The sequence below is a fragment of the Fredinandcohnia onubensis genome, from assembly GCF_002734215.1.
Lineage (GTDB): Bacteria > Bacillota > Bacilli > Bacillales > Bacillaceae_L > Ferdinandcohnia > Ferdinandcohnia onubensis.
In genome coordinates this window covers 75,573-97,150 of sequence record NZ_NSEB01000003.1, presented here as the reverse complement: position 1 = coordinate 97,150, position 21,578 = coordinate 75,573, and the positions used below count along the sequence as shown (strand labels likewise).

The 21,578-nt window shown below is 38.6% G+C and carries 22 protein-coding genes and 1 riboswitch; of the genes, 12 read left to right on the top strand and 10 right to left on the bottom strand.

Annotated elements, in window-relative coordinates; genetic code table 11:
• The first annotated feature begins 375 nt into the window (after window positions 1-375).
• Both CKK03_RS02330 and CKK03_RS02325 read left to right on the top strand, forming a co-directional pair.
• Window positions 376-1,518: a coiled-coil domain-containing protein gene (locus CKK03_RS02330; RefSeq protein ID WP_099361022.1), complete on the top strand. Its 1,143-nt coding sequence runs from the start codon at window positions 376-378 to the stop codon at window positions 1,516-1,518.
• Between the two features lie 175 nt (window positions 1,519-1,693).
• Entirely contained in the window at window positions 1,694-2,875 is a 1,182-nt protein-coding gene (locus CKK03_RS02325) for an MFS transporter (RefSeq protein WP_099361021.1), read from the top strand.
• 71 nt (window positions 2,876-2,946) lie between these two features.
• Here the strand turns inward: CKK03_RS02325 and CKK03_RS02320 are convergent, their stop codons facing one another.
• The 3 genes from CKK03_RS02320 to CKK03_RS02310 all read right to left on the bottom strand — a co-directional run bounded on the left by CKK03_RS02320 (window position 2,947) and on the right by CKK03_RS02310 (window position 6,246).
• Complete coding sequence (locus CKK03_RS02320) at window positions 2,947-3,885, bottom strand: ATP-grasp domain-containing protein (RefSeq protein ID WP_099361020.1); 939 nt, start codon at window positions 3,883-3,885, stop codon at window positions 2,947-2,949.
• Between the two features lie 264 nt (window positions 3,886-4,149).
• Window positions 4,150-4,650, bottom strand: a complete 501-nt coding sequence (queF, locus tag CKK03_RS02315; RefSeq protein WP_099361019.1) for a preQ(1) synthase — start codon at window positions 4,648-4,650, stop codon at window positions 4,150-4,152.
• Between the two features lie 92 nt (window positions 4,651-4,742).
• A riboswitch (PreQ1 riboswitch) is annotated at window positions 4,743-4,790 on the bottom strand.
• Between the two features lie 115 nt (window positions 4,791-4,905).
• Complete coding sequence (locus tag CKK03_RS02310; protein WP_099361018.1) at window positions 4,906-6,246, bottom strand: FAD-dependent oxidoreductase; 1,341 nt, start codon at window positions 6,244-6,246, stop codon at window positions 4,906-4,908.
• 154 nt (window positions 6,247-6,400) lie between these two features.
• Between CKK03_RS02310 and CKK03_RS02305 the strand changes: the two genes are divergently transcribed.
• Window positions 6,401-7,777, top strand: coding sequence for a Glu/Leu/Phe/Val family dehydrogenase (locus tag CKK03_RS02305; protein ID WP_425432834.1), 1,377 nt, complete (start codon window positions 6,401-6,403; stop codon window positions 7,775-7,777).
• Window positions 7,778-7,887: 110 nt separating this feature from the next.
• Here CKK03_RS02305 and CKK03_RS02300 read toward each other — a convergent pair whose 3' ends face one another.
• On the bottom strand, window positions 7,888-9,594 hold the full coding sequence (locus CKK03_RS02300) for a DUF2207 domain-containing protein (protein WP_099361016.1): 1,707 nt from the start codon (window positions 9,592-9,594) through the stop codon (window positions 7,888-7,890).
• 325 nt (window positions 9,595-9,919) lie between these two features.
• On the opposite strand from CKK03_RS02300, the gene CKK03_RS02295 reads away from it, so the two are divergent.
• From CKK03_RS02295 to CKK03_RS02285, 3 genes are all read left to right on the top strand, one after another.
• Complete coding sequence (locus CKK03_RS02295; RefSeq protein WP_099361015.1) at window positions 9,920-10,708, top strand: Cof-type HAD-IIB family hydrolase; 789 nt, start codon at window positions 9,920-9,922, stop codon at window positions 10,706-10,708.
• Between the two features lie 199 nt (window positions 10,709-10,907).
• Window positions 10,908-11,663, top strand: a complete 756-nt coding sequence (locus tag CKK03_RS02290) for a DUF2087 domain-containing protein (protein ID WP_099361014.1) — start codon at window positions 10,908-10,910, stop codon at window positions 11,661-11,663.
• 20 nt (window positions 11,664-11,683) lie between these two features.
• Window positions 11,684-12,040 carry a GIY-YIG nuclease family protein gene (locus CKK03_RS02285; protein ID WP_099361013.1) on the top strand — a complete coding sequence of 119 codons (357 nt, stop codon included), beginning with the start codon at window positions 11,684-11,686 and terminating at the stop codon, window positions 12,038-12,040.
• A 114-nt stretch (window positions 12,041-12,154) separates the two neighbouring features.
• On the opposite strand, the gene CKK03_RS02280 is transcribed toward CKK03_RS02285, so the two are convergent.
• Together CKK03_RS02280 and CKK03_RS02275 are read right to left on the bottom strand one after the other, a co-directional pair.
• Window positions 12,155-12,484 (bottom strand): hypothetical protein, encoded by a 330-nt coding sequence (locus CKK03_RS02280; protein ID WP_099361012.1) that lies wholly within the window; start codon window positions 12,482-12,484, stop codon window positions 12,155-12,157.
• A gap of 621 nt (window positions 12,485-13,105) precedes the next feature.
• Window positions 13,106-13,618, bottom strand: a complete 513-nt coding sequence (locus tag CKK03_RS02275) for a YbaK/EbsC family protein (protein ID WP_099361011.1) — start codon at window positions 13,616-13,618, stop codon at window positions 13,106-13,108.
• 293 nt (window positions 13,619-13,911) lie between these two features.
• Between CKK03_RS02275 and CKK03_RS02270 the strand changes: the two genes are divergently transcribed.
• The gene (locus CKK03_RS02270) at window positions 13,912-14,898 is read left to right on the top strand and encodes a GGDEF domain-containing protein (RefSeq protein WP_099361010.1); all 987 of its coding nucleotides are present in this window, start codon (window positions 13,912-13,914) and stop codon (window positions 14,896-14,898) included.
• 17 nt (window positions 14,899-14,915) lie between these two features.
• Here CKK03_RS02270 and CKK03_RS02265 read toward each other — a convergent pair whose 3' ends face one another.
• A complete protein-coding gene (locus CKK03_RS02265) occupies window positions 14,916-15,788 on the bottom strand; it encodes an EAL domain-containing protein (protein ID WP_099361009.1) in 873 nt (290 codons plus the stop codon).
• Window positions 15,789-15,930: 142 nt separating this feature from the next.
• Complete coding sequence (locus CKK03_RS02260; RefSeq protein ID WP_099361008.1) at window positions 15,931-16,644, bottom strand: YwmB family TATA-box binding protein; 714 nt, start codon at window positions 16,642-16,644, stop codon at window positions 15,931-15,933.
• A 200-nt stretch (window positions 16,645-16,844) separates the two neighbouring features.
• On the opposite strand from CKK03_RS02260, the gene CKK03_RS02255 reads away from it, so the two are divergent.
• The 5 genes from CKK03_RS02255 (at window position 16,845) to CKK03_RS02235 (ending at window position 19,144) form a co-directional block, all read left to right on the top strand.
• Window positions 16,845-17,189, top strand: coding sequence for a cytosolic protein (locus tag CKK03_RS02255; RefSeq protein ID WP_425432837.1), 345 nt, complete (start codon window positions 16,845-16,847; stop codon window positions 17,187-17,189).
• 145 nt (window positions 17,190-17,334) lie between these two features.
• Window positions 17,335-17,946: a hypothetical protein gene (locus tag CKK03_RS02250; RefSeq protein WP_245863975.1), complete on the top strand. Its 612-nt coding sequence runs from the start codon at window positions 17,335-17,337 to the stop codon at window positions 17,944-17,946.
• A gap of 138 nt (window positions 17,947-18,084) precedes the next feature.
• Window positions 18,085-18,579, top strand: coding sequence for a L,D-transpeptidase family protein (locus tag CKK03_RS02245; protein WP_099361005.1), 495 nt, complete (start codon window positions 18,085-18,087; stop codon window positions 18,577-18,579).
• A 96-nt stretch (window positions 18,580-18,675) separates the two neighbouring features.
• Complete coding sequence (locus CKK03_RS02240) at window positions 18,676-18,903, top strand: hypothetical protein (protein WP_099361004.1); 228 nt, start codon at window positions 18,676-18,678, stop codon at window positions 18,901-18,903.
• Window positions 18,893-19,144, top strand: coding sequence for a LexA family protein (locus CKK03_RS02235; protein ID WP_180271123.1), 252 nt, complete (start codon window positions 18,893-18,895; stop codon window positions 19,142-19,144). The genes CKK03_RS02240 and CKK03_RS02235 overlap by 11 nt, the downstream gene beginning before the upstream one ends.
• 21 nt (window positions 19,145-19,165) lie before the next feature.
• On the opposite strand, the gene CKK03_RS02230 is transcribed toward CKK03_RS02235, so the two are convergent.
• Both CKK03_RS02230 and pepF read right to left on the bottom strand, forming a co-directional pair.
• Entirely contained in the window at window positions 19,166-19,534 is a 369-nt protein-coding gene (locus CKK03_RS02230; RefSeq protein WP_245863960.1) for a YkvA family protein, read from the bottom strand.
• Window positions 19,535-19,698: 164 nt separating this feature from the next.
• Window positions 19,699-21,492 carry an oligoendopeptidase F gene (gene pepF, locus CKK03_RS02225; RefSeq protein ID WP_099361002.1) on the bottom strand — a complete coding sequence of 598 codons (1,794 nt, stop codon included), beginning with the start codon at window positions 21,490-21,492 and terminating at the stop codon, window positions 19,699-19,701.
• Window positions 21,493-21,578: the final 86 nt, after the last annotated feature.

Here is a 21,578-nt window from a genome sequence, read left to right as displayed (position 1 = left end):
TCAATCAAATGTTTGTTTAGCGCCTTTTCTCTCTTTTTCCAAGGGTTTTCACATTCAATCAAACGATTGTTTGAAAAAGCAACGAAATACTCCAATCACGTTACCGACTTCCTTCAATCTCCTCATAGGCACGAGGTCCTTTCAAATCCTACTTTAGTAGGAATAATATTCCGCTTATATTACAAATATATTTCGACATTGACATATTTGCTCTTTTACGAAACCTTGATTCTAGTAGGTTTTGAAACATTACAATATTAACAATATGTAACAATTTCGCGACAAATGGAGAATTTTATAGAAACTTATGATAATATGGTAGAGTAAAAGACTCGGATATAGACTAAGTAGATTAGTAAGAAAGTAGGAATTTTCTTGAAAAAGACACTCGTAACCTTAAGTGCCACTTTAATGATAAGTGCCTTTTCTCCATATGTAATATCAACTAGTGCAGAAACCATGAGTACACTTCAAACTGACCTTTCTGACACACAAAAAGCATTAGCGGATTTAAATGCTCAAATTGCAAAGGTCGACAAAGCAATTGAAGATAACCGTACAATGATCGCTCAAACAGAAGCGAATATTAAGAAAACAGAAGAACAAGTAAAAACTCTAGAAGTAGAGATTGAACAACTTGAAAAAGAAATTGAAGCTCGTAATGAAATTTTAAAAGAACGTGCCCGCATGATGCAACAATCTGGTGGAACGATTAGTTACCTAGATGTTATTTTTGGTGCACAAAGCTTTTCTGATTTTATTAACCGTGTGAGTGCAGTCTCTACTATTATGCAAGCTGACCAAGAAATAATTGATGAACAAGCGAAAGCAATTAATCTGGTAGAAGAAAAGCAAGCTAAGATTCAAGAGACTCTAACTGCATTAACAAACGAAAAAGAAGAATTGGTAGCCATGCAAGGTCAAATTGAAGACCAAAAAGCTCAAAATGACGCATTAAAGGCTGCCCTAAAATCAAAAGAACAAAAAACTTTAGCGGACATTGAAGACCTTCGTGCTAGTATGATAACTGCAACTCCTGCTGTTAGCACTACTGCTTCATCTAGTTCTGCTCCAACAACATCTAATACTACTGCTACTGCTTCAGTCCCTACCTCTACACCAAAGGTTACGGGTTCAATCAGCACAGTAATAAATGCAGGTTATAAATACATAGGAAACTCCGTCTATGTATTTGGTGGTGGAAGAAGTGCTTATGATATTGCAAATGGCCGATTCGATTGCTCTGGATTTGTACACTGGGCATTCGCACAAGCTGGTGTAAGTGTTGGTTCTAGTACAAGCGTATTAAGAAGTCAAGGTACCGCTGTATCAGTTAGTAACATGAAACCCGGTGATTTGGTATTCTTTGACACCTATAAAAAAGATGGACATGTTGGAATTTATATGGGTGGCGGTAAATTTATCGGCTCACAAAGCTCTACCGGTGTTGGTATTGCTGATATGACAAGCGGCTATTGGAAAAACCATTTTAAAGGGCACGTAAGACGAGTTATGTAATGGACGAGCCCAAGACTTAAGCATCTTCAATTTGAAGATGCTTTTTTTGTTAAGAAGATGGGAAGATCTTGGTCCCTTATAAAAAAAGTTTTTTGACTCTCCCCCCGATTACTTTCAAATTGTTTTCATTTAATTTATGATAGGAAAGTAAGCTATCATACTGGAGTGACATACGTTGGATACAAAAAAAGCATTACCTATATTATTTGCAGTTATGTTTTTGGTTTATGTTGGGTTCGGGATCATTATTCCTGTTATACCCTTTTATGCAGAAGATCTTGGTGCTTCACCTACTGAACTAGGGCTACTCATGGCTGTCTATTCATTAATGCAATTCTTGTTCGCACCGATGTGGGGAAGAATTTCCGATCGGATTGGGCGTAAGCCTGTTATTATGATTGGGATTTTGGGACTTGCGATTTCATTCTTTCTCATGGCGTTATCGACAGAATTATGGATGTTGTTTGCAGCCAGAATCATTGGTGGCTTTCTTTCAGCCGCAAATATGCCAACCGTAATGGCCTATGCTGCCGATATTACCTCTGAGGAAGACCGTGGTAAAGGAATGGGGGTCATTGGTGCATCAATTGGTTTAGGGTTTATCTTTGGACCAGCAATTGGTGGGATTTTCTCAAAAACAGACTTACAAATGCCATTTTACATTGCAGGTACCTTGTCTTTACTTACTTTTTTCCTCGTCATGATTGTCCTTAAAGAATCTCTATCAAAAGAGCAAAGACATCCGAAAGACCGAAAAAGACCTGGTCTGTTAAAGGCACTTAACGGTCCTGAAAGTGTGCTGTTTTTCCTTTCTCTTTTTATCACTTTATCCCTATCAGGGCTTGAAGCTACGTTTGCTTATTTTGCGGCGGAAAAAGCTGGGTTGGGAACGACTGAGCTCGGTTATATTTTTATGATTATGGGACTTGCTGGAGCGATAGTACAAGGTGGATTAGTTGGAAGGCTAACGAAACGGTTTGGTGAAGGCTTTGTCATTCAAATTGGGATTTTCGTGTCAGCCGTTGGTTTTTTCCTTATTTTATTTACAAAGGATTTCGTTACAGCTGCGATTTATTTAACCATTTTTGGAGTAGGAAATGGTATCATTCGTCCTGCGGTTTCGGCATTACTGACGAAGCGATCCAAGACGGGACACGGAAGTGTCACAGGATTATTGTCCTCCTTCGACTCACTTGGACGAATTCTTGGACCTATTTTAGGTGGACTACTTTATACAATTTCAATGGGATTACCCTATATATCCGGTATATTCCTATCCGCTGTCGCTTTCATATTGTTTAGAATGTATACAGCAAAAACGAAGAAAAAGCATACGGCACAAACGAACAAAGGGTAGCAATCATTCTACCCTTTGTTTTCACTTTACCATTAAATTGGAAAGAACCAATAGAACCGTCCCTATGGTCCCTAAATTCTATTAAGTGCCTCGCCAAGAAATTTTGCAAGCTCAAGCATTCCGTATTTTTCCGCTTTCGCTTCTGCATCGGAGTTGTAGTTAGTATTTGTATTAACGTCATAGGTGAAGACTTCACCATCTGCATTTTTTACAAACTCAATACCTGCTACATCAATGTTTACATCTTTTAAAAATGCTTCATAACGTGCTACTTGTTCTGGATCTACATCATCGATAATTTCAAACTTAGGACGTACTTCTACCTCTTCCCCAACTGGGCAAAACAGATCGCCAATTTGACATGCATCTGCAGGGCAAAGCTCAAATCCTTCTGACGTATCAACTCGTACAGAATATACATACTTACCACCAACAAATTCTGCTCTTGTAATATAGGATTCTGGTGATTGGATATACTCTTGAATGAGCGTAATCCCATCGACTGGCTCTTCAAATGCAGGGCTATTTACGTATGCCTTCAAGGAATCTACGGTTTGGAATAATTGGACGCCAAGTCCTTTACCTGCTCGATTATGTTTTGTAATAAAAGGTACTGTTCCTAGCTTTTCAGCAGCTTCAATAATTTGCTCACGGCCCACAGCCCCAATTGTTTTCGGGGTGCGCACCCCATTTTTCTCAAGCGCTGTGTATTGCTTGATTTTACTTAACTCAAGACGAAGGGCATTACTCCCATTAAAAACAGTGCGATTATGAAATTCGAGCCAATCTAAAATACCGCCTGTTAATTCTGGAGCAAATCGATGATCCCTTGTGTGCGAAGAAGCACTCATACGGTTATAAAAAACACCCTCTGGTGGTTCTGCAGTTAAATCGATGACCCCTTTATCAAGATGCCATGCCTCATATGGTAAATTTAACTCCTCCAATCGTTTTGTTAAATGTGAAGTCCAATCATCATTTTCATGGATAATATATATTTTTTTAGACATATAGAACGTCTCCCTTCGTATTACCTATTGATCCTATTGATCACTTAGTCTCTGAATCACATTTGCTAGTAATTTTATTTATCTTATAAGAGAGATTTATCGAAAAATTAATTCATACTAAACATATATGATTTAACTATTTTATTTAGTTCATGTCAAGTAAAAGGGATTACATTTAGAAGAAGCATTATTTACCAATTTTTCAGAGCATAAAAAATGCACACGTTATGGACACGTGTGCATTTACATATAGAAAACAATCTCTTATCGGTTATCTACTTTTTCAGGATAGAGGTCGTGGTTCATCAAGCGAAACTGTGCCATTTCCTCATATTTTGTACCCGGTTTACCATAATTACACCAAGGATCAATTGAAATGCCTCCGCGCGGAGTAAACTTGCCCCATACCTCGATATAACGTGGATCCAATAGTTTAATAAGGTCATTCATAATGATGTTCACACAATCCTCGTGAAAATCACCATGGTTACGGAAACTAAATAAATACAGTTTTAAAGACTTGCTTTCTACGATTTTCTTATCTGGAACATACGAAATGTACATCGTTGCAAAATCCGGCTGATGTGTCAGTGGGCAAAGACTCGTAAACTCCGGGCAATTGAACTTCACAAAATAATCTCGGTCTGGATGTAAATTATCAACAGACTCCAAAACCTCTGGTGCGTACTCAAAACTATATTTTGTATTTTGATTTCCAAGTAAAGTTAAATCATTCAATCCTTCTTCATGACTTCTTCCTGACATGAAAAAACCTCCCTGTTCTACTATTCTTTTCAAACTATATTGGACAAACATATAAAAAGCCACGTCCAATATGGACATGGCATCATAGTCATGTATCCATAGTTTTTTATAGAGGGTTATGAGCTATGAACCTCTCTCGATTAAACCAAGTATCTTCCCATATAATATAAGACCCCACCAAAAACGTCAAGCATGGTGGGTCACAGGGACAGGTCCTTGTCCCACCAATTTTTGGTAGGACAAAAACCTACGTCCCTATTTCGCTTTTCTTGCAGCCTGCTGAATGGGGTCCCAAACACCATTGTATGGTGGCGCATATGCTAAATCTAAATCCAATAATTCGTCTATAGACATCTTGTGAAATAGGGCCGTGGATAGGACGTCAATCCGTTTGTCTACGCCACTTTCGCCAATAATTTGTCCACCAAGAAGCTTACGGGTGACTTTATGGTAGATTAATTTCACGGTCATCTTCTTTGCATCTGGATAATAGCCCGCAATGTCTCGGGCACGGATTGTGACAAAATCAGTGGGTATATTCAACCTTTCCGCTTCTTTTTCTGAAAGCCCAGTTCGACCAAGCGTTAAATCAAAAAACTTGATAATCGATGTTCCAACTACACCTTTAAAGGTTTTATGTAAATTGACCATATTCAAGCCAGCGATCTGCCCCTGTTTGTTGGCATGAGTCCCAAGGGGAATATAATCATCCCGCTCCTTGATTCGGTGATACTGTGTTGCACAGTCACCTGCTGCAAAAATATCCTCCACATTTGTTTGCATAGACGAATTTACTTCGATTGCTCCCTTTATTCCAGTTACAATTCCCGTACCATTAATAAACGCTGTATTTGGCTTCACTCCTACGGCAATTAAAACCAAATCCGATTTAATTTCACCTTTATCCGTTTTTACAGATTCAACAAAGCTATTTCCAATAAAACCTTCTACTGATTCCCCAAGTCTTAATGCTAGATGATGCTTCTTCGCCCCATCATGAATAAGGTCAGCAAGATCTCGATCGAAAATTCCAGCAAGCTGATCATTTCTCTCAATGATAGTGACGTTTTTTCCTATTTCCGCAAAGCTTTCTGCCATTTCAAGACCTATGTAACCACCACCGATGATAGTTACGTCTTTAACATCACGGAAGCCCTTGTAGACATAATCTAAAATTTCTTCAGTATCCGGTATTGTTTTAAGTGTGAAGACGCCCTGGAGTGAACTCCCTTCCCAATTTGGGACAACTGGACTGGCACCCGTCGCAATTAGCAAACGGTCATATTCTTGTTCAAAGTTTTCCCCTGTGGAAAGATTAATTCCTCGTACGACTTTTTGTTTCGCATCTATGCTCTTTACCTCATGAAAGACCTTTGCATCAATATCATACTTTTCTTTGAATTCTTGTTGTGTTCTTGCAATCACTTTGTCTGTGGACTCAATCTTTCCACCTATCACATAAGGCAACCCACATTGACCATATGAATAAATACCACCTTTCTCAAACACGGTAATCGAATTTCCTGAGCTATTCCGTACAATTTGCATAGCAGCACTCATACCCGCTGCATCGCCACCAATAATAATAAATTTCATCAAAATCCCTCCATTCTAGTATTTTCCTTCCATCTGCCAGTTTTATGTAGCGCAACGGGACAAGGGGACAGGTCCAGTGTCCCAGACCCACACTTTCACCGTCAATATGTTACAATTGTAGGTGTAACAACGCTTTCAACAAGGAGGAATGGAATTGAATAAAACAAAGATGATTGTCCAAGAATCATTAGATGCATTAATGAAGGATGACACGTTTATTCCAGAGTTATCTGGGGAAACACGTGAGCAAGCTTTTACCTCACTAGCCTCAATACTATCAACCCCGAATCATGTTCATAAGTCTTTTTTAAGAATCCCATTAGAAAATGGTCAGGTGGTTCGTATTCCAGCCTATCGCGTCCAGCATAATAATGCTTTAGGTCCTTATAAGGGTGGGATTCGTTTTCACGAAACAGTTAATGAAGATGAAGTAATTAACCTCGCATCTCTGATGACATTAAAGAATGCCCTTCATGACGTTCCTTTTGGTGGAGGAAAAGGCGGACTCGTTATCAATCCTAGAACACTTTCTGAAAAAGAACTACATCTCATTTGTAAAAAATATGTTCGTTACTTTTCAGATAGTCTCGGTCCTGATAAAGATATCCCAGCACCAGATGTTGGTTCAGGCGAGCGTGAGATGGATTGGATGATGGCAGAATATAAAAGCATCCGACCTGGCACACCATATCGCGGGAGTTTTACCGGCAAAAGCGTGGTCAATGGCGGTTCATTAGGACGACGTGAAGCTACCGGGAAAGGTGTCTATTTTACGTTCCGATATCTGTTTCATGATTTTCTCCAAAATCAAAAGAGCCTACTTACGAAAACCGATAATGTGTTTGCAAAGACAGTGGTCAAATTTGAAAATCAGGCATTGAAGCTCGCAGTACAAGGCTTCGGAAATGTTGGTTCTGTCGCGGCTCTAGAGGCTTATCAATGTTCTAATTTGCAAAATAAAGTTATAGCTGTTAGTGACCGGAATGTTACTTTATTTAATGAGGACGGTTTAAACGTCCCATCCCTTGTAAAATTCACGAAGAGTAACAAAGGAGATCTCCCTATTTCTGATGAGGAGCTAGCCGCAGCTGGCGTTAAGGCTGAAATCCTTGACCGAGAAGCCATCCTTTATCTGGATGTAGACACCCTCATTCTCGCTGCCTTAGAGGATCAAATCAATAAGGATAATATGGAGAAAATTAAAGCACCCATTATTGTCGAGGGTGCGAATGCCCCTATAACTAAGGACGCGGACGATTTCTTAGGTAAAAAAGGTGTCCTGATTGTACCGGACATTCTCGCAAACGCAGGCGGTGTTATCGTTTCTTACTTAGAGTGGCTGCAGGGTCGCGAAACTCAATTTTATTCCGAGGAAGAAGTGTTTAGTCAGCTATTGCAGAAAATGAAGGCAACATTGGAAGGGATCTTACCGACGTTCTTCGGAGACTCCTTCACACTGCGTCAAAACTGTTATATTCATGCCGTCACAAGACTATCAACAGTCCTATTTCGACAAGGAAAATTATACTGACAATAGGCAAAGCGGAAGCCCTTGGGCTCCCGCTTTAATTTGTGGGTCAGAGGAACAGCTACACTGTCCCTGTAAAAATATGGTGGGACGCGGGACTTGTCCCTGTGTCCCTAAAATGCGCCAGAACCGCCTCCACCGCCACCGGTTCCTCCTCCACCTATGCTGCTTGAACTACTGCTCCCACTTCCTATGGATTCATTGGCAGATTCAAAGTGGGCTGATGCGTTAGGTCCAACATAGCCAAATGAGGCTACCGAATACGGATAAAAACCAGCGCTATTATTGTAATGAGGCTTAGTGATCGCGGATATCAAATCCTCGTTCTGCTTTTTCATTTCCTTATCTCCCATACCAAGTCCGTAAATATAGGCACGCATCTGGTCATCCTCGGACCATTTTTTCCATTCATCCGCTGACAATGTTTTATAACGTTCTCTAAACATTTGCCATTCATGCTGTATTCGCAAGCCTTCCTTATTTTTCGGACGATAGGCAATCAAATAAATGATGATTCCCCCAAATAAAATCAAATCCAAAACAAACCAAGAAAATAACTCATACATTGGGAACAAGATTAAAAATGGAACCAGTAAAATGCTTAACAGCCCAAGAAACAATTTAAACTTTGATTTGTCCTCATAGAGATGGCGTTCCTTTACTTCGTTTCGAACAGCCTCGCCCCATTTCATTTGGAAGCCTGAGTAACTATCAGAGTTCTTCTTGTTTTTTGAATAGTCTTCTAGGTCTTTAAAACTAAACTCCCCATTTTGGCCAATTTTTTCAAATAACCACTCAATTAAGATGTTCTCATGTGGCAGTGCCCCGGACTGATTCATAAGCTGGAATTTTTCATCCGTCACCTGTCTAACCATTTTCTTCCTCACCAAATCCAATAACGCAGCTGCCATCGACTGCCCTTGCGGTAAATAATTGTAGTTAGTAAAACGGATAGTTGCAGGCAAGCTAAGATCCTGTTTCGGGAGTGCACCCGGATTTGTCATCTCCCTTTTTATCATAGCTAACCTTGCTCGACCTTCCATCCGATTTCGAATCATTATGATCATAAAGACTAATGCCAAAAGCGGTACTAACACAATCGCTACCTTAGATAGAGTGTCTTGTGTCTCTGTCCATTCCTGCGCTTTTGCAAGTAGTTCATTTTTTGCATTCATAATTTCTGCTTTCATCGGTTTATCAGAGGTTACATAGCCTGCTCCAGAAAAAAGACTAACATCATAAGCAATCCGAATATCTCCATTTGTTTCACTCGGAACCTTTCCGAACTGATAAACAACAGAGCCGTCCGATTTCACAGTTTCCTTTTGAAATGCCTCATCATACCCGAACGCAATCACGTCGCTTGTTGATTGAGGCGGGTGGACGGTGATGACGAGATTTTCATAAGTTGCCTCATTCCGATTATCAAAGAATGGCCAATAAAATTGGGCTACATCTTGGTAAATTTCTAAGCCCTTTTCAATCGTATAGGTAAGTGTGACTGTTATTGTCTCGTCCTCACCCTTACGATGAATTTTATAAAGTTCATCTTCCTTTTCTACTCGTAACTCCGCTCCATTTTCAGTAGCGGAAAAGTCCTTAATCGTACTTCCTTCCTTCGGGATGACAGTCCTTGTTATCCCGTTAAACTCACCATCAAATTCATATGTATGTGTTTCCGTTACGTGCACAGTACCATCATCCTGCAACTGCGCATCCATTTTTACATCATTGATCCAAAAATCGACCGCAAAACCTTGCATCGGAAAAAGTAAAAGGAATACTAGTAATAATATGATGCCTCCCATTTTTACACGCATGTCGTCCCCTCCTTCATACTTATTAATACGAATAAACACCCCATATGGTTTCAAACTAACGTGGTATACTATTATCAAATACGGATTTGCGTATTTGGAGCACGTTTTTTTTAGGCCCACACGATGTGGGTCACAAAAACGTTGCCACAGGACGTAGCGTTTTTAGTCTTTGATCTTAAGCTCGAAAAATTACCTTTGAAAAATCGTGGCATCCGCCGGAGGCTTTAACTTTATTCATTTTAAGTTTGAACCTCCACTATGAATTAATTTCTAATTGTATTAAATGAGCGATGAACGCTGAATAAAGTTAAAAAGGAGAAAATAAATGCCTGATATAAAAATTGTCTTTCTTGACATAGACGGAACGATTTTACGACCGGACGATACCATTGAAGAATCCACCAAAAAGGCGGTTGCTCACCTTCAGCAAAGTGGAATTGAAGTATTTCTCGCAACTGGTAGACCGCTTCATGAAATAACGGATATTGGAGATGAACTCTCAATTTCATCCTATATTGCATATAACGGTGCATTTGCCATTCATCGTGGTGTAACACTGTTTAACGAACCACTTCCAGCTAGCTTAGTTGACAACCTTTTACATACGACCAAGGAAAACAATTACGATATTGTTCTATATTCGCAAAACAAAAATATCTTCACTAGCATGGAATCTAAAATTGTAAAAGAGTTCATCAAAACCTTCCATCTACGAAAAAATGCGATTTACGATGAAACGAAAAAAGAAGAAATTTTAGGTTCGACGATTATTACGACTGAGGAACATTCAGAAAAAAGGTTCGAACATATCGATGGGATTCACCTCTCCTCCGTTAATGTGGATGGTATGAGGACATGTCACGATGTCATTCGTGATAAGGTAAACAAAGGGGTTGCCGTAAAAGCTGTGTTAGCTGCCCTTCACATATCAACTGAACAAGCGGCTGCTTTTGGAGATGGCATGAATGACAAAGAAATGCCGTCAGCAGTCGGATCTGGATTTGCCATGGGGAATGCCAATCCCGATTTATTTTCTTATGCAAAATATAAAACAACGGATGTCGAGCACTCCGGCGTATACAACGGATTAAAACAGCTGGGGCTGGTTGAATAAATGAAAAGACTAGGATAAATAGGTCCTAGTCTTTTTTTGCGTAAAAATTAAACCTTCATACAAAACGTTTACTTTTATACAAACAATTGGATAAAGTGTTTGACTTTCAGCTAAAGGCACTATAGAATTTTGGTTAAAAGATGAACATTTTTTAAAAGTGTTTGTTCTCAACCAAACTTTGAACGGATGTGTTTAAACAATGGATATGTCGGGAAATTTTTGGAACGCCTCACTAGATGAACTTAAAAAGGGGTATATCCAAGAGTCAGATTCATATGTCTGCCTTTTATGCGGGAAGAAAATAGAAAAAGGGGTCATTTATCCTCATAAAAAAGTTCTTTATGAAGCGGAGAGGTATATGCGTATTCATATCGAAGCCACCCATCAATCTGTATTTGATTACTTAATCGAGCTTGATAAAAAACTAACTGGGCTTACGGATCATCAAAATCAGTTGCTTCGTCTTTTCTACCAAGGAAAAAGCGATAAAGAAGTTCAAGCAGACATGGGGATTGGCAGTACCTCTACAATTAGACATCATCGTTTTGCATTGAAAGAAAAAGAACGCCAAGCCAAGACCTTCCTAGCCATCATGGAGCTGCTAAAAGAAAAAGATCAATACGCACCAGCCTTTGTTACCCCTCATAAAACAGCGACAATGGTTGATGATCGATATGCTGTTACAGAGCAGGAGCAACAAGAAATCATTGATAAGTTTTTACCAGAAGGGATCAATGGTCGTTTATTAAAATTCCCACCAAAAGAAAAACAAAGACTGATTGTTTTGCGAGAAATAACAAAACGTTTTGAGAGTAACATCACATACACCGAAAGAGAAATCAACCAGATATTAAAAGGATTGTATGAAGATTTTGTATTGATACGAAGATATTTAATCAGTTATGGATTTTTAGAAAGAAAGAAAGATGGCAGTCAATATTGGCTAAAACAATGAGAAGAAAGTGAGTGTCCACTATGGATCGAAAAAAAGAACTGAAACAACAATATAAAGAAATGCCAATTGAAGCAGGTGTTTACCAGATAAAGAACAATCAGAATGGGAAGCTTTTCATTGGAAGCACGAGAAACTTTAAAACGTTAAACGGGTTAAAATTCAGTTTAGAAGCAGGCACAGCCTCACCTACGAACAAAGCACTCCAAGAAGATTGGAATCATTACGGCGCAAGTGCATTCAATTTTGAGATACTAGAAACACTCAAAAAGAAAAACGATCCCTACTTCAATGAAAAAGAAGCATTACAAGAACTCGAAAACAAATGGTTAGAACACCTCCAACCCTACGATGAACGTGGATACAACAAGAAAAAATAATGGGACACAGGGACAGGTCCATTGTCCCTGTGAAAATATGGTATAGTCGTACATTCCTCCGTCCCAACTATTTGTTGGCACATAAAAAGAGCTTGAGTTTCCAAGCTCGTTTCTTCATTTAGTTATGGTATGTGATGAGATAATCTCTCCATCATCAATGGCATCAAATACTTCAAAGAAGCGATAAATAGGCTTTACATTGGTATATTGCTGTAACGCTTCTTCTAATTTTGGAGAGATTACCTTATGTGCAGACTCGGCATCTTGTTTGGTATCCCAATAGTTTACTGCTCGATATTCACCAGAGGAATCATCAAAAAAATAAACATTCCCTCTAAATCCCGTTAGCTCTCTACTAACTCGATCAAACTCTTTTGTTAGCTTCTCTGCAGTTAACCTCTGCCCATTTCCTAGTGTATATTGAACCAACCGTGCATAAAACATCTGTAACCCTCCTGTTGCTCATTTTTTAGTATGGATTTTTGGGCCTTCATAACAGATTATGTTAGTTGGGTTTGATGGGTTCCGATTAATTGTGTTTTGGTATTGTACAAGATTTAAATAATGCTAATGTCGGGGAATTGGCTTGGGACGTGGGGGGCAAATTGAACATGATGATGAGGATTTATCGGGGGCCTCGGCCATGTTTTCCCCTTCATAACTTCGATGATGAGGATTTATCGCGATCCACCTGCTCATTTTCCTCTTCATAACCTCGATGAAGAGGATTTCTCTGGATCCACCGCAATGATTTCCCCTTCATAACTTCGATGATGAGGATTTATCGCGATCCACCTGCTCATTTTCCTCTTCATAACCTCGATGAAGAGGATTTCTCTGGAGCCACCGCAATGATTTCCCCTTCATAACCTCGATGATGAGGATTTATCCTGATCTACCAACTCGTTTTCCTCTTCATAACCCCGATGAAGGGATTTCTCTGGATCCACCGCAATGTTTTCCCCTTCATACCCTCGATGAAGGTGATTCTCCTGTACCCACCCAAACGATTTCATTATCCCTGTAAAAATATGGTGGGACGAGGGACCTGTCCCTCCGACCCACTTATTTGTTTTGGACTGCTTCTTTTTGTTCTGTTTGTTCGGGTTGCCAGCCTTTGCATACGTCGACCCATTGTTTTGCTTCGGAGTATTGGAATAGTTCATCACAGGTTAGTTCGATAGCAGAATTAATACTGCCGCATGCTGGAAATACGGTGGTGAAACGCTTTAGGGACTCGTCCAAGTAAACGTCAAGATTATTTGCTAGGCCAAACGGACAAACACCACCTATGACATGTCCAGTTTGTTCGACCACTTCTTCTGCAGACAGCATTCTTGCCTTAAATCCAAAGGTATCACGAAATTTTTTATTATCAATTTTTGCATCCCCTGCTGCTACAACTAAAATGGCAGCATCCTCTTTTCCTCGAAAGGAAAGGGTTTTTGCAATCCGTTCAGGAGCAACGCCGATTGTATCAGCAGCCTGATCAACGGTTGCACTTACTGAATCAAACTCCATCACATCTTTTTCACGGTTCCATTTTTTAAAATGCTCTTTTACACTCTCAAGTGACATACTATTCATCCTTTCTTCGAAGTATATTCTATTAATTTAGCATACAATTTGAAAAAATCACAAAATATGCTCACACGCCTCCAAGGAAATGAAGCTAATATGAACGTTATACTTATTGACAAAAACTTGAAAATTAATACTTTATTTACAAAATATTAACGATGTTACATTAAATTATTAATAGGAGATTGATAATCTTATTATGGGTAATTGGTATTATTTCTCTATTCCTATAGGAATGTAAATGTAGTAGCTGCATCTAGAAAAATAATAGTATGGGAGATGACAGTTAAATGGACATTGTGGTAGGAGAAATAGCAAAAGATAGTTTCATTGTGTCTCCTTCAACAAAATGTGAAGATGTGTATACAATATTTGAAAAAGAGTCTAGCATCGAGGGAATTGTAGTTTGCATGAACAATAAACCAGTTGGGTTGGTCATGAAGACACACTTTTTTCAAAGGCTTTCCACCAAATATGGATTTGATCTTTTTATGAAGCGGACGATTGATCTCGTTATGGACAAAGAAATCTTAATTGTCGATTATAGCCTTCCATTAACAGAAGTGAGTTCTCTTGCAATGAATCGGAAGTTAGAGCATATATACGATATTGTGATTGTAACAAAGAAAAATGCCTTCTTTGGAATCGTTAGTATTCGAGAACTTATTATGAAACTCGCTGAAATACAGATAAGAAATGCACGCTACTCGAACCCACTAACCGGATTACCCGGAAACAATGTAATAAAAGAAACACTGCAAGAGGTTCTAACATTTAATAGGTTCAGTGTATTGTATATTGATATTGATTCATTTAAAGCTTTTAACGATACATACGGGTTTTCAAAGGGGGATGAACTCATTAAAGAAACTGCATTGATTCTTTCTGAAGTAATCACGACCACCGAAAATGATCCTACCTTTATCGGGCATATTGGTGGTGATGATTTTATTGCAACGATTCCACATCACCACTATAGAGCCATATGTGACAGTATCATTGCGCGGTTTACCGATTCCTTGCAGATTTTCTACTCGAAGGAGGACTTTGAAAAAGGATATGTGACGGGGATAAATAGACAAGGGGTTTTCGAAAAACTACCCTTGGCTAGCATCTCTATTGCAATCATTCAAAATAAAGAGAGACACATTACATCTCTTGAACAATTAAGCAAGGAATCAGCAAAAGTAAAAAGCTACTGTAAATCAATCAGAAACAGTATATACCTTACACTGGAAGACTATGAAGAGAACATAAAAAAGAAGACTCTTGTGTAAACAAGGGCCTTCCTTTTTTACAGGGTTAACGCTAGTTGCTGGTGCATATTTACTTTAGGCACTCTTCCTTGCTGGAGCTCTGGCATCGGCTTTCCAAGTGCATATCCCTGCCCCATGTGTACACCAATACCTTGCAAATATTTAAGTTCATCCTCTGTTTCAATGCCCTCGGCGATAATTTTTGTCCCTACCTGCATCGCATATTTTACTAACAGCTTCACTAAGTGCTGATTTTCACGGTAACAGTGGATATTCCGGATAAGGGATTTATCCAGCTTAATGAATTCAGGCTTAAGGTACACGAGAGTTTGTAAGCTATTATATCCAGTGCCCGCATCATCGACCGCAATTCGAAAACCTTGTTTCCGATAATGTTCGATTAATTCTTTAAATTGATTATAGTTTATGACAGATTGTTTTTCCGTTAACTCTAATACGATTTGGCTCGGGGATAGATTATGTTTTTCTAGTAATTCCTTCGTAATCCCGCTCCGCCAACAGGGGTCTGCCAATACTTGCGTTTGTATGTTAAGAAACACAACCGGAGTCGTATAGCCATTTTGGTTTTTCACCTGCTCCGCAAACCGTTCAATCGAAAGATTTCGTAAGAATTGTTCCACCATAAAGACATAGGAGCTTTCCCCAACATAGTCATAAAAGGTTTCTGTTGTCGGAAAATGTACGGTGCTTTCAGGTCTATTTAATATTTCAAAGCCTATAGTAGATCCTTCACCTAGCGAGAGTATCGGTTGAAAAACTGTTTTTACTTTTGATTTATCCATGAGTTTCTTAAGTTCTTCGTCTCGTTTGTATTCTTGGTATAATGTGCCCTTTTTCTTATTCAAAAAAGCTAGAAAATGCAGTAGATTACGTAAATGATTTGTCTTCATGGGCCCCTACCTTTGTACAAAATTAACATGATGTCTATATCTCTATCTATATTATAAAGTGAGAGCTTTCTTTGAAACGATAAGATTTTGTAAAGTTTCTGTAAATAAAAGTAGGCTTGGAATTCTCTCCAAGCCTACTCCGTTAATATTCAGTTGTAATAATTGGTGTTCCAATCGTTACATCAATTTCATTTTTATCTGCATCTGCTCGTAAACCTAGTTGAAGATTAATTTTTTCCTCTTTCGCTGTTTTCAATTCAGATTCGAAAACTTTTGAATAAGCTGAAACTGACACAAATTTCTTTTCTTGTAACTGTTCCACCATCGTTGCATTCACATCTCCAACCATCTTTGCGGCAACCTCATCTAATTGGTTGGTTTTGGATTTCATCACACCGGAAACTGTATAAAAAGTATTACTTTCCAGAAAAGTTTCACTTACCCACTCAACATGGTCTGCAGTAAGCTGATTACCTTTTGCTTCATTCGTAATCGCGATCTCGTACTTATCACCCGATTTATAGGCTTTTAGCTTAATGGACTCCGTAATTCCGTTATCATTTTCTTTTAATCCTTGCCAAACATAATGGCTGTTTTCTTCTTTAAGAATGCTTTTCCAATTATATGAACCATGATTACTCATGAATGTTTCAATTTGTTGTTTCATTTCATGTACATTATCTGCTTGTCCGACCTTACCTCGAGATAAGGCCATCCAAGATGAAATTTCAACTTCATTTTTATCTGCCATTTCTTTAATATCCACTAGATCATTTTTTTGAATGATTTCTTCCTGATTGTTATAAAATCCTGTTAAAATTCCGAACGATAGGATTAATGCAATTGTCATTTTCATTTTGTCCCTCACCTCTTTAACAAGGATAGCCAGGGTTTTTAGGTTCTATACCTGAAAATCTAGTAATCTTAAAAATCGATAAATTTCTTTTAGCTGTTTTACTTTTTATATTTTTAGTACAATCTAAAGATGAGCCTAAGGAGGTGTGATCTTTGAAATCAATAAATGTTTCATTTCATAAAGAAGATGCTGTTGAAGCAATGAAGGTCGGTATACTTGAAGAAGACGATTTTAATCGAGTGACTGAAGGTGGTACAAGACACTTATTTGAGCTTGATACAAATATTGGTTTTTTCGTCTTTTTCGATGGCGCTGATGCCGAAGGGAATATCCATTATCTTGTCCTTCAATATGAAGAGGATAGTGAAGAACCTACATACTGTTTCTCATTTGAGCTTAAGGATTTTTATGAATTTATGGCATTGTACCTGAATGACCTCGAGTTCTCAGATGAAGAATCAGAGGACGAAGAGCAGGAGTATGGAGCAATCCATCACCTCGCTCACCTGCTATACCATATCGTTGAAGATGCAAAACAAGCATAATAGGAAGGCCACATCAATGTGGTCTTTTTTACTTTTCAAAAAGCCAAAAGTATGAAAAAATAGATATATAGAAAATAATGTAAAAATAAAAGTCGGTGATTATTTGTTTGTAGATATCTTTTTTTCGATTGTTTTCATACTTGGTGTGCATTATTTGATTCAATACAGAATCAGTATTAAAAAGGCAGTCGATCTTTCAAAAGAAGCCCTTTTCCCGCAAACGGAAGAAGAGTTCCGTGGCCTCCTCATCCCAAGTGAGTATAAGGAAATGGAGCCACTTTCTAAATCAACGAGATCTTATAAAATTGTCAAATGGGGAACGGCGGCTGTAATCGTAGTTCTCATAGGACTATTACTTGTCATTCTTACAACAGATTATTTAGGGTCTTCCTTTTTTTCTATGGCCTATTTCTTTTTTGCTCTCATTAGTGCAGTTCGCCACCGTGGAAACCTCTTTTTATTACCAAAAGGTATTATCCTTCAGGGCCGATATTTTTCCTATAGCCGAGTCAAGGAATATGAAGTCGAACGAATTGTCCGGTGGCATGATTTGTATGGCATTAACGACCGTATAAATTTCAGCTATAAGTTAACGATTAAGGTCAAAAGTATATTCCCATTCTTCAATTTCGTTGTTGTTGAAAATGAAGAACATCTTGATAAGATCATCGAATTGCTGGAGACAAACGGCATTCCCGGAAAAAGAATTGCAGACCCAACGCAACAATCAACTTCAACCATTACACCCAAATCATAAAACACCAGGTCTTGTAGCCTGGTGTTTTTTTATTCCACTTAACATAGGATGACTTTCAAACCACAGGTACAGGCTCTTTTCATGGTCAAGTAAATAAGATAATAATAAATCCTGCCTGTAAAGAAGGAGGTACTCCTATTGAATCATACAGTAAAACCTGGCGAAACACTGAATCAAATCGCCAGAGATTATCGGAAACCACTTTTTGAAATCATTCGAGCAAATCCTTCTATTAATCCCGATCTGATTTATCCTGGACAATCCATTATTATTCCAGGTTTCCCAGACCCTTCAACGATTCCCTTTAAAATTGAGATTTCTACTCAGAACCGTCATTTACGATTACTGAAAAATGGAGTCTTACAGAAACAATACCCTATTGGGGTTGGCCGAATGCTTCATGCCACACCTATCGGAAACTTTATCATCATTAATAAAGCACCGAATCCAGGCGGACCGTTTGGCACAATGTGGATGAGTTTATCGAAAGAACACTACGGAATCCACGGAACCAATGAACCAAGCTCTATCGGTAAATTCGTTTCAAAAGGCTGCATTCGAATGTATAACCGTGATGTCGAGGAACTGGCACGAACCATTCCAATCGGTACTCCTGTTTTCATACATCCTTAATTTATTTTCACATTCCCCAAAACACGAATAAATGTTCTTGTTTTTGTTGATAATAGAATATATGTTCGTATATAATAGAAAAAAGGAGATGATTACATGCGCGGGATTTTACAACGTGCACTAATTCAGCACACACCTATCGAAATCATCTATATGTCTCAAAATGGCATACTTACACAACGTCTAATCAAGGTTTACGAAATCAATGAACATACTATCAAAGCCTATTGCTTGCTTCGTCATAAAAAAAGAACGTTTAAAATAGATAGCATTTTGTCTGCAGATGTACCAAGGAAAAAAGGAGTTGTTAAGTTTGCAAATTAGAACACTGCAGATGCGAATGGAGGACACCGAACAGGAATTACTTGAACAAATTGAAAAATATATGAAGAAATTCCACAAAGCTCCGACGATGCGTGAACTTTCTAGACTCTGTACTTCGGTGAGTTCAACAAGCACAATTAAAGCATATCTGGATCGCCTTAAAGAAAAAGGAGTCCTGCATTATGAACCCAGAACACCACGATCCATCACTCTAAAAAAAGAACTACCCCAGGCAAAGTAAGGGTAGTTCTGTTAAACTTTTTTAGAGTTTTTCATCCACTTCTGAGGTATCGACATCATCTCCAAACCAATCAACTAACTTTGCTTTTGCCTTTGCTTTGACATTGTCATCAATATGGATGGCCACTTGGAATAGAGCAACACCTAAGGCACCTAAGTCATCTGTAAAGCCGATACCTACTGCAAGGTCTGGAATGAGATCCACTGGAAAAATAAAATACCCCAACGCTGCCAGGATCGTCACCCTTGCTTTTGCAGGTAAATCAGGTTTTTGAAGTACATAGTAAAGTAATAGTGCCGTATATACGACTGAATGGCCCGCTCTTAACGCAAACTTTTTAAGTTTTTCCCAAAATTTATCGTCTGAATAATGCTTTTCCATTTCATCCATGTGAATCCCCCATTTTATGTTATCTGAATCTTTTACTACTATTGTACTACATAGGCGAATAAATGAATCATTGTACAAGCTTTAAAATTTCACTTTCCTTATCTTATGCCTCAAAATCATTTTTACACAAAAAAACCTAGCCAAAATGACTAGGTTGAATCGTTTTAATTAAAACTTCTTTCAAGCTCATCTACCAATGAACCAACATAGGCAACTGCTTTTTTAATTGGTTCTGGAGTTGACATATCCACACCTGCAAGCTTCATCAACTCAAGTGGTTTCAGTGTTCCACCTGCTTTTAATGCAGATAACCAGCGATCCACTGCAGGCTGTCCTTCTTCTTGAATCATCTGGGAGGCAGCTGTTGAAGCAGTCAGACCTGCTGAATACGTATATGGATATAGACCCATGTAATAATGTGGCTGACGCATCCATGTTAAAGCAGCTAGCTCATCCATTACGACATCATCTCCCCAGAATGTCGACAGCAACTCTGTTTTTTGTTCACATAACAGTTTTGCTGTAATTGGAGTTCCTTTATCAGCCAACTCATAGACACGACGTTGTAATTCACCTTCTAATATATGTGTTACGAAATTATGATAGTAGGTACCTAACGATTGTAAAATCACCCAGCGCTTCATCTGTTCATCATTGGATTGTGAAAGAATATGTCTACTCAACAGCATCTCATTCATGGTAGAAGGCGCCTCGATAAAATAACGTGAAGGGCGATTGTTTGAGATGCGTTGATTACGCCCCGCTAGCACAAAGTGACCAGCATGTCCCAATTCATGTGCAAGAGTAAACGTATTTCGCATAGAATTATTCCATGTCATTAAAATATATGGGTGGGCACCATATGGACTCGAACAAAATGCACCCGATCGTTTCCCAACATTATCAGCTAAATCGACCCAGCGATTATGAATGCCTTCCTCCATAATCTTACTATATTCCGGCCCCATAACCTGGATGGCATCAAGAACATACTTTGAAGCCTCCTCATACGTTACCTCTGGGTCAAAGTCTGGATCAAGCGGAGCCTTTAAATCACAATAATACATTTTTTCAAGCCCTAGTACGCGCTGCTTTAATTTAGCAAGGCGTCGCATATGTGGCGCTAACTCAGTTTGAATGGTATGTAACTGATTATGATACATTTCCTTTGTAACCTGTTGTTCATCAAGTAGCATATCTGTTACAGACTCAAACCCACGTAAGCGCGCTTCAATGACTTGCTTTTTTACCTCTGTAGCCAATGTGGCAGCATAGGTATTTTTATATTTATCCAGTGTTTCAGCAAATGCTGCAGAAGCCTTACGACGCAATTCCGTATCTGGAGAGTCCTCATATTTTGGGAATGAGTTAAAGGTAAGTGGATGTTCGTTGCCATCATTCGTCTTAAATGCTGAAAACTGCATATCTGATGTTTTGCTTCTTTGGTAGATCATATATGGAGAATCCATCACCTCACCAAACGCAGCTAACACTTCCTCTGCATCAGGGGATAGTGTATATTCCTTGGCCTCTAAGATATCTGATAACGTTTTTATGAACTCCTGTAATCCTTGTTCCTCTTGTATGTAAGATTGGATGGTTTCTGAGTCTAATGCAAGTAGCTCTGATTTTATAAATGACATACTCGCACTTACACTGGAGACCAAGGATGCAGCCCTGGCAGCATTTGTTTGATAAACGGAATTCGTACCGTCTACCGACATATGTAAATCTGCATAACTCACTACACGCATAACTCTTTCCTGAAGTGCGTCTTTTGCCAATAAGCAATCCAGCAAGTTCTTAGCACTCTTTCCAACAGTCCCCTTAAATTGAGTTACGGTTTGGATGTCAATTTCAACAGACGAAAGCTCTCTCTCCCAAGCTTCATCTGTTTCAAATAAATCTTGTAGGTTCCATGTTTGCTCAACAGGTACTTCTGAACGTAATAATGCCATTTGAATTTCCCCTTTCAATATTTCGTAAAACGAAATATAACTAAATTATATCGTACTAATCTAAAAAGTTAAAATACTTTCTGAAA

What these genes read in the sequence shown, in the direction of transcription:
- CKK03_RS02320 (WP_099361020.1), bottom strand. Translation starts at nt 3,885, where the DNA reads ATGTCTAAAAAAATATATATTATCCATGAAAATGATGATTGGACTTCA.
- queF (WP_099361019.1), bottom strand. Translation starts at nt 4,650, where the DNA reads ATGTCAGGAAGAAGTCATGAAGAAGGATTGAATGATTTAACTTTACTT.
- CKK03_RS02310 (WP_099361018.1), bottom strand. Translation starts at nt 6,246, where the DNA reads ATGAAATTTATTATTATTGGTGGCGATGCAGCGGGTATGAGTGCTGCT.
- CKK03_RS02300 (WP_099361016.1), bottom strand. Translation starts at nt 9,594, where the DNA reads ATGCGTGTAAAAATGGGAGGCATCATATTATTACTAGTATTCCTTTTA.
- CKK03_RS02295 (WP_099361015.1), top strand. Translation starts at nt 9,920, where the DNA reads ATGCCTGATATAAAAATTGTCTTTCTTGACATAGACGGAACGATTTTA.
- CKK03_RS02290 (WP_099361014.1), top strand. Translation starts at nt 10,908, where the DNA reads ATGGATATGTCGGGAAATTTTTGGAACGCCTCACTAGATGAACTTAAA.
- CKK03_RS02285 (WP_099361013.1), top strand. Translation starts at nt 11,684, where the DNA reads ATGGATCGAAAAAAAGAACTGAAACAACAATATAAAGAAATGCCAATT.
- CKK03_RS02280 (WP_099361012.1), bottom strand. Translation starts at nt 12,484, where the DNA reads ATGTTTTATGCACGGTTGGTTCAATATACACTAGGAAATGGGCAGAGG.
- CKK03_RS02275 (WP_099361011.1), bottom strand. Translation starts at nt 13,618, where the DNA reads ATGTCACTTGAGAGTGTAAAAGAGCATTTTAAAAAATGGAACCGTGAA.
- CKK03_RS02270 (WP_099361010.1), top strand. Translation starts at nt 13,912, where the DNA reads ATGGACATTGTGGTAGGAGAAATAGCAAAAGATAGTTTCATTGTGTCT.
- CKK03_RS02265 (WP_099361009.1), bottom strand. Translation starts at nt 15,788, where the DNA reads ATGAAGACAAATCATTTACGTAATCTACTGCATTTTCTAGCTTTTTTG.
- CKK03_RS02260 (WP_099361008.1), bottom strand. Translation starts at nt 16,644, where the DNA reads ATGAAAATGACAATTGCATTAATCCTATCGTTCGGAATTTTAACAGGA.
- CKK03_RS02255 (WP_425432837.1), top strand. Translation starts at nt 16,845, where the DNA reads ATGAAGGTCGGTATACTTGAAGAAGACGATTTTAATCGAGTGACTGAA.
- CKK03_RS02240 (WP_099361004.1), top strand. Translation starts at nt 18,676, where the DNA reads ATGCGCGGGATTTTACAACGTGCACTAATTCAGCACACACCTATCGAA.
- CKK03_RS02230 (WP_245863960.1), bottom strand. Translation starts at nt 19,534, where the DNA reads ATGGATGAAATGGAAAAGCATTATTCAGACGATAAATTTTGGGAAAAA.
- pepF (WP_099361002.1), bottom strand. Translation starts at nt 21,492, where the DNA reads ATGGCATTATTACGTTCAGAAGTACCTGTTGAGCAAACATGGAACCTA.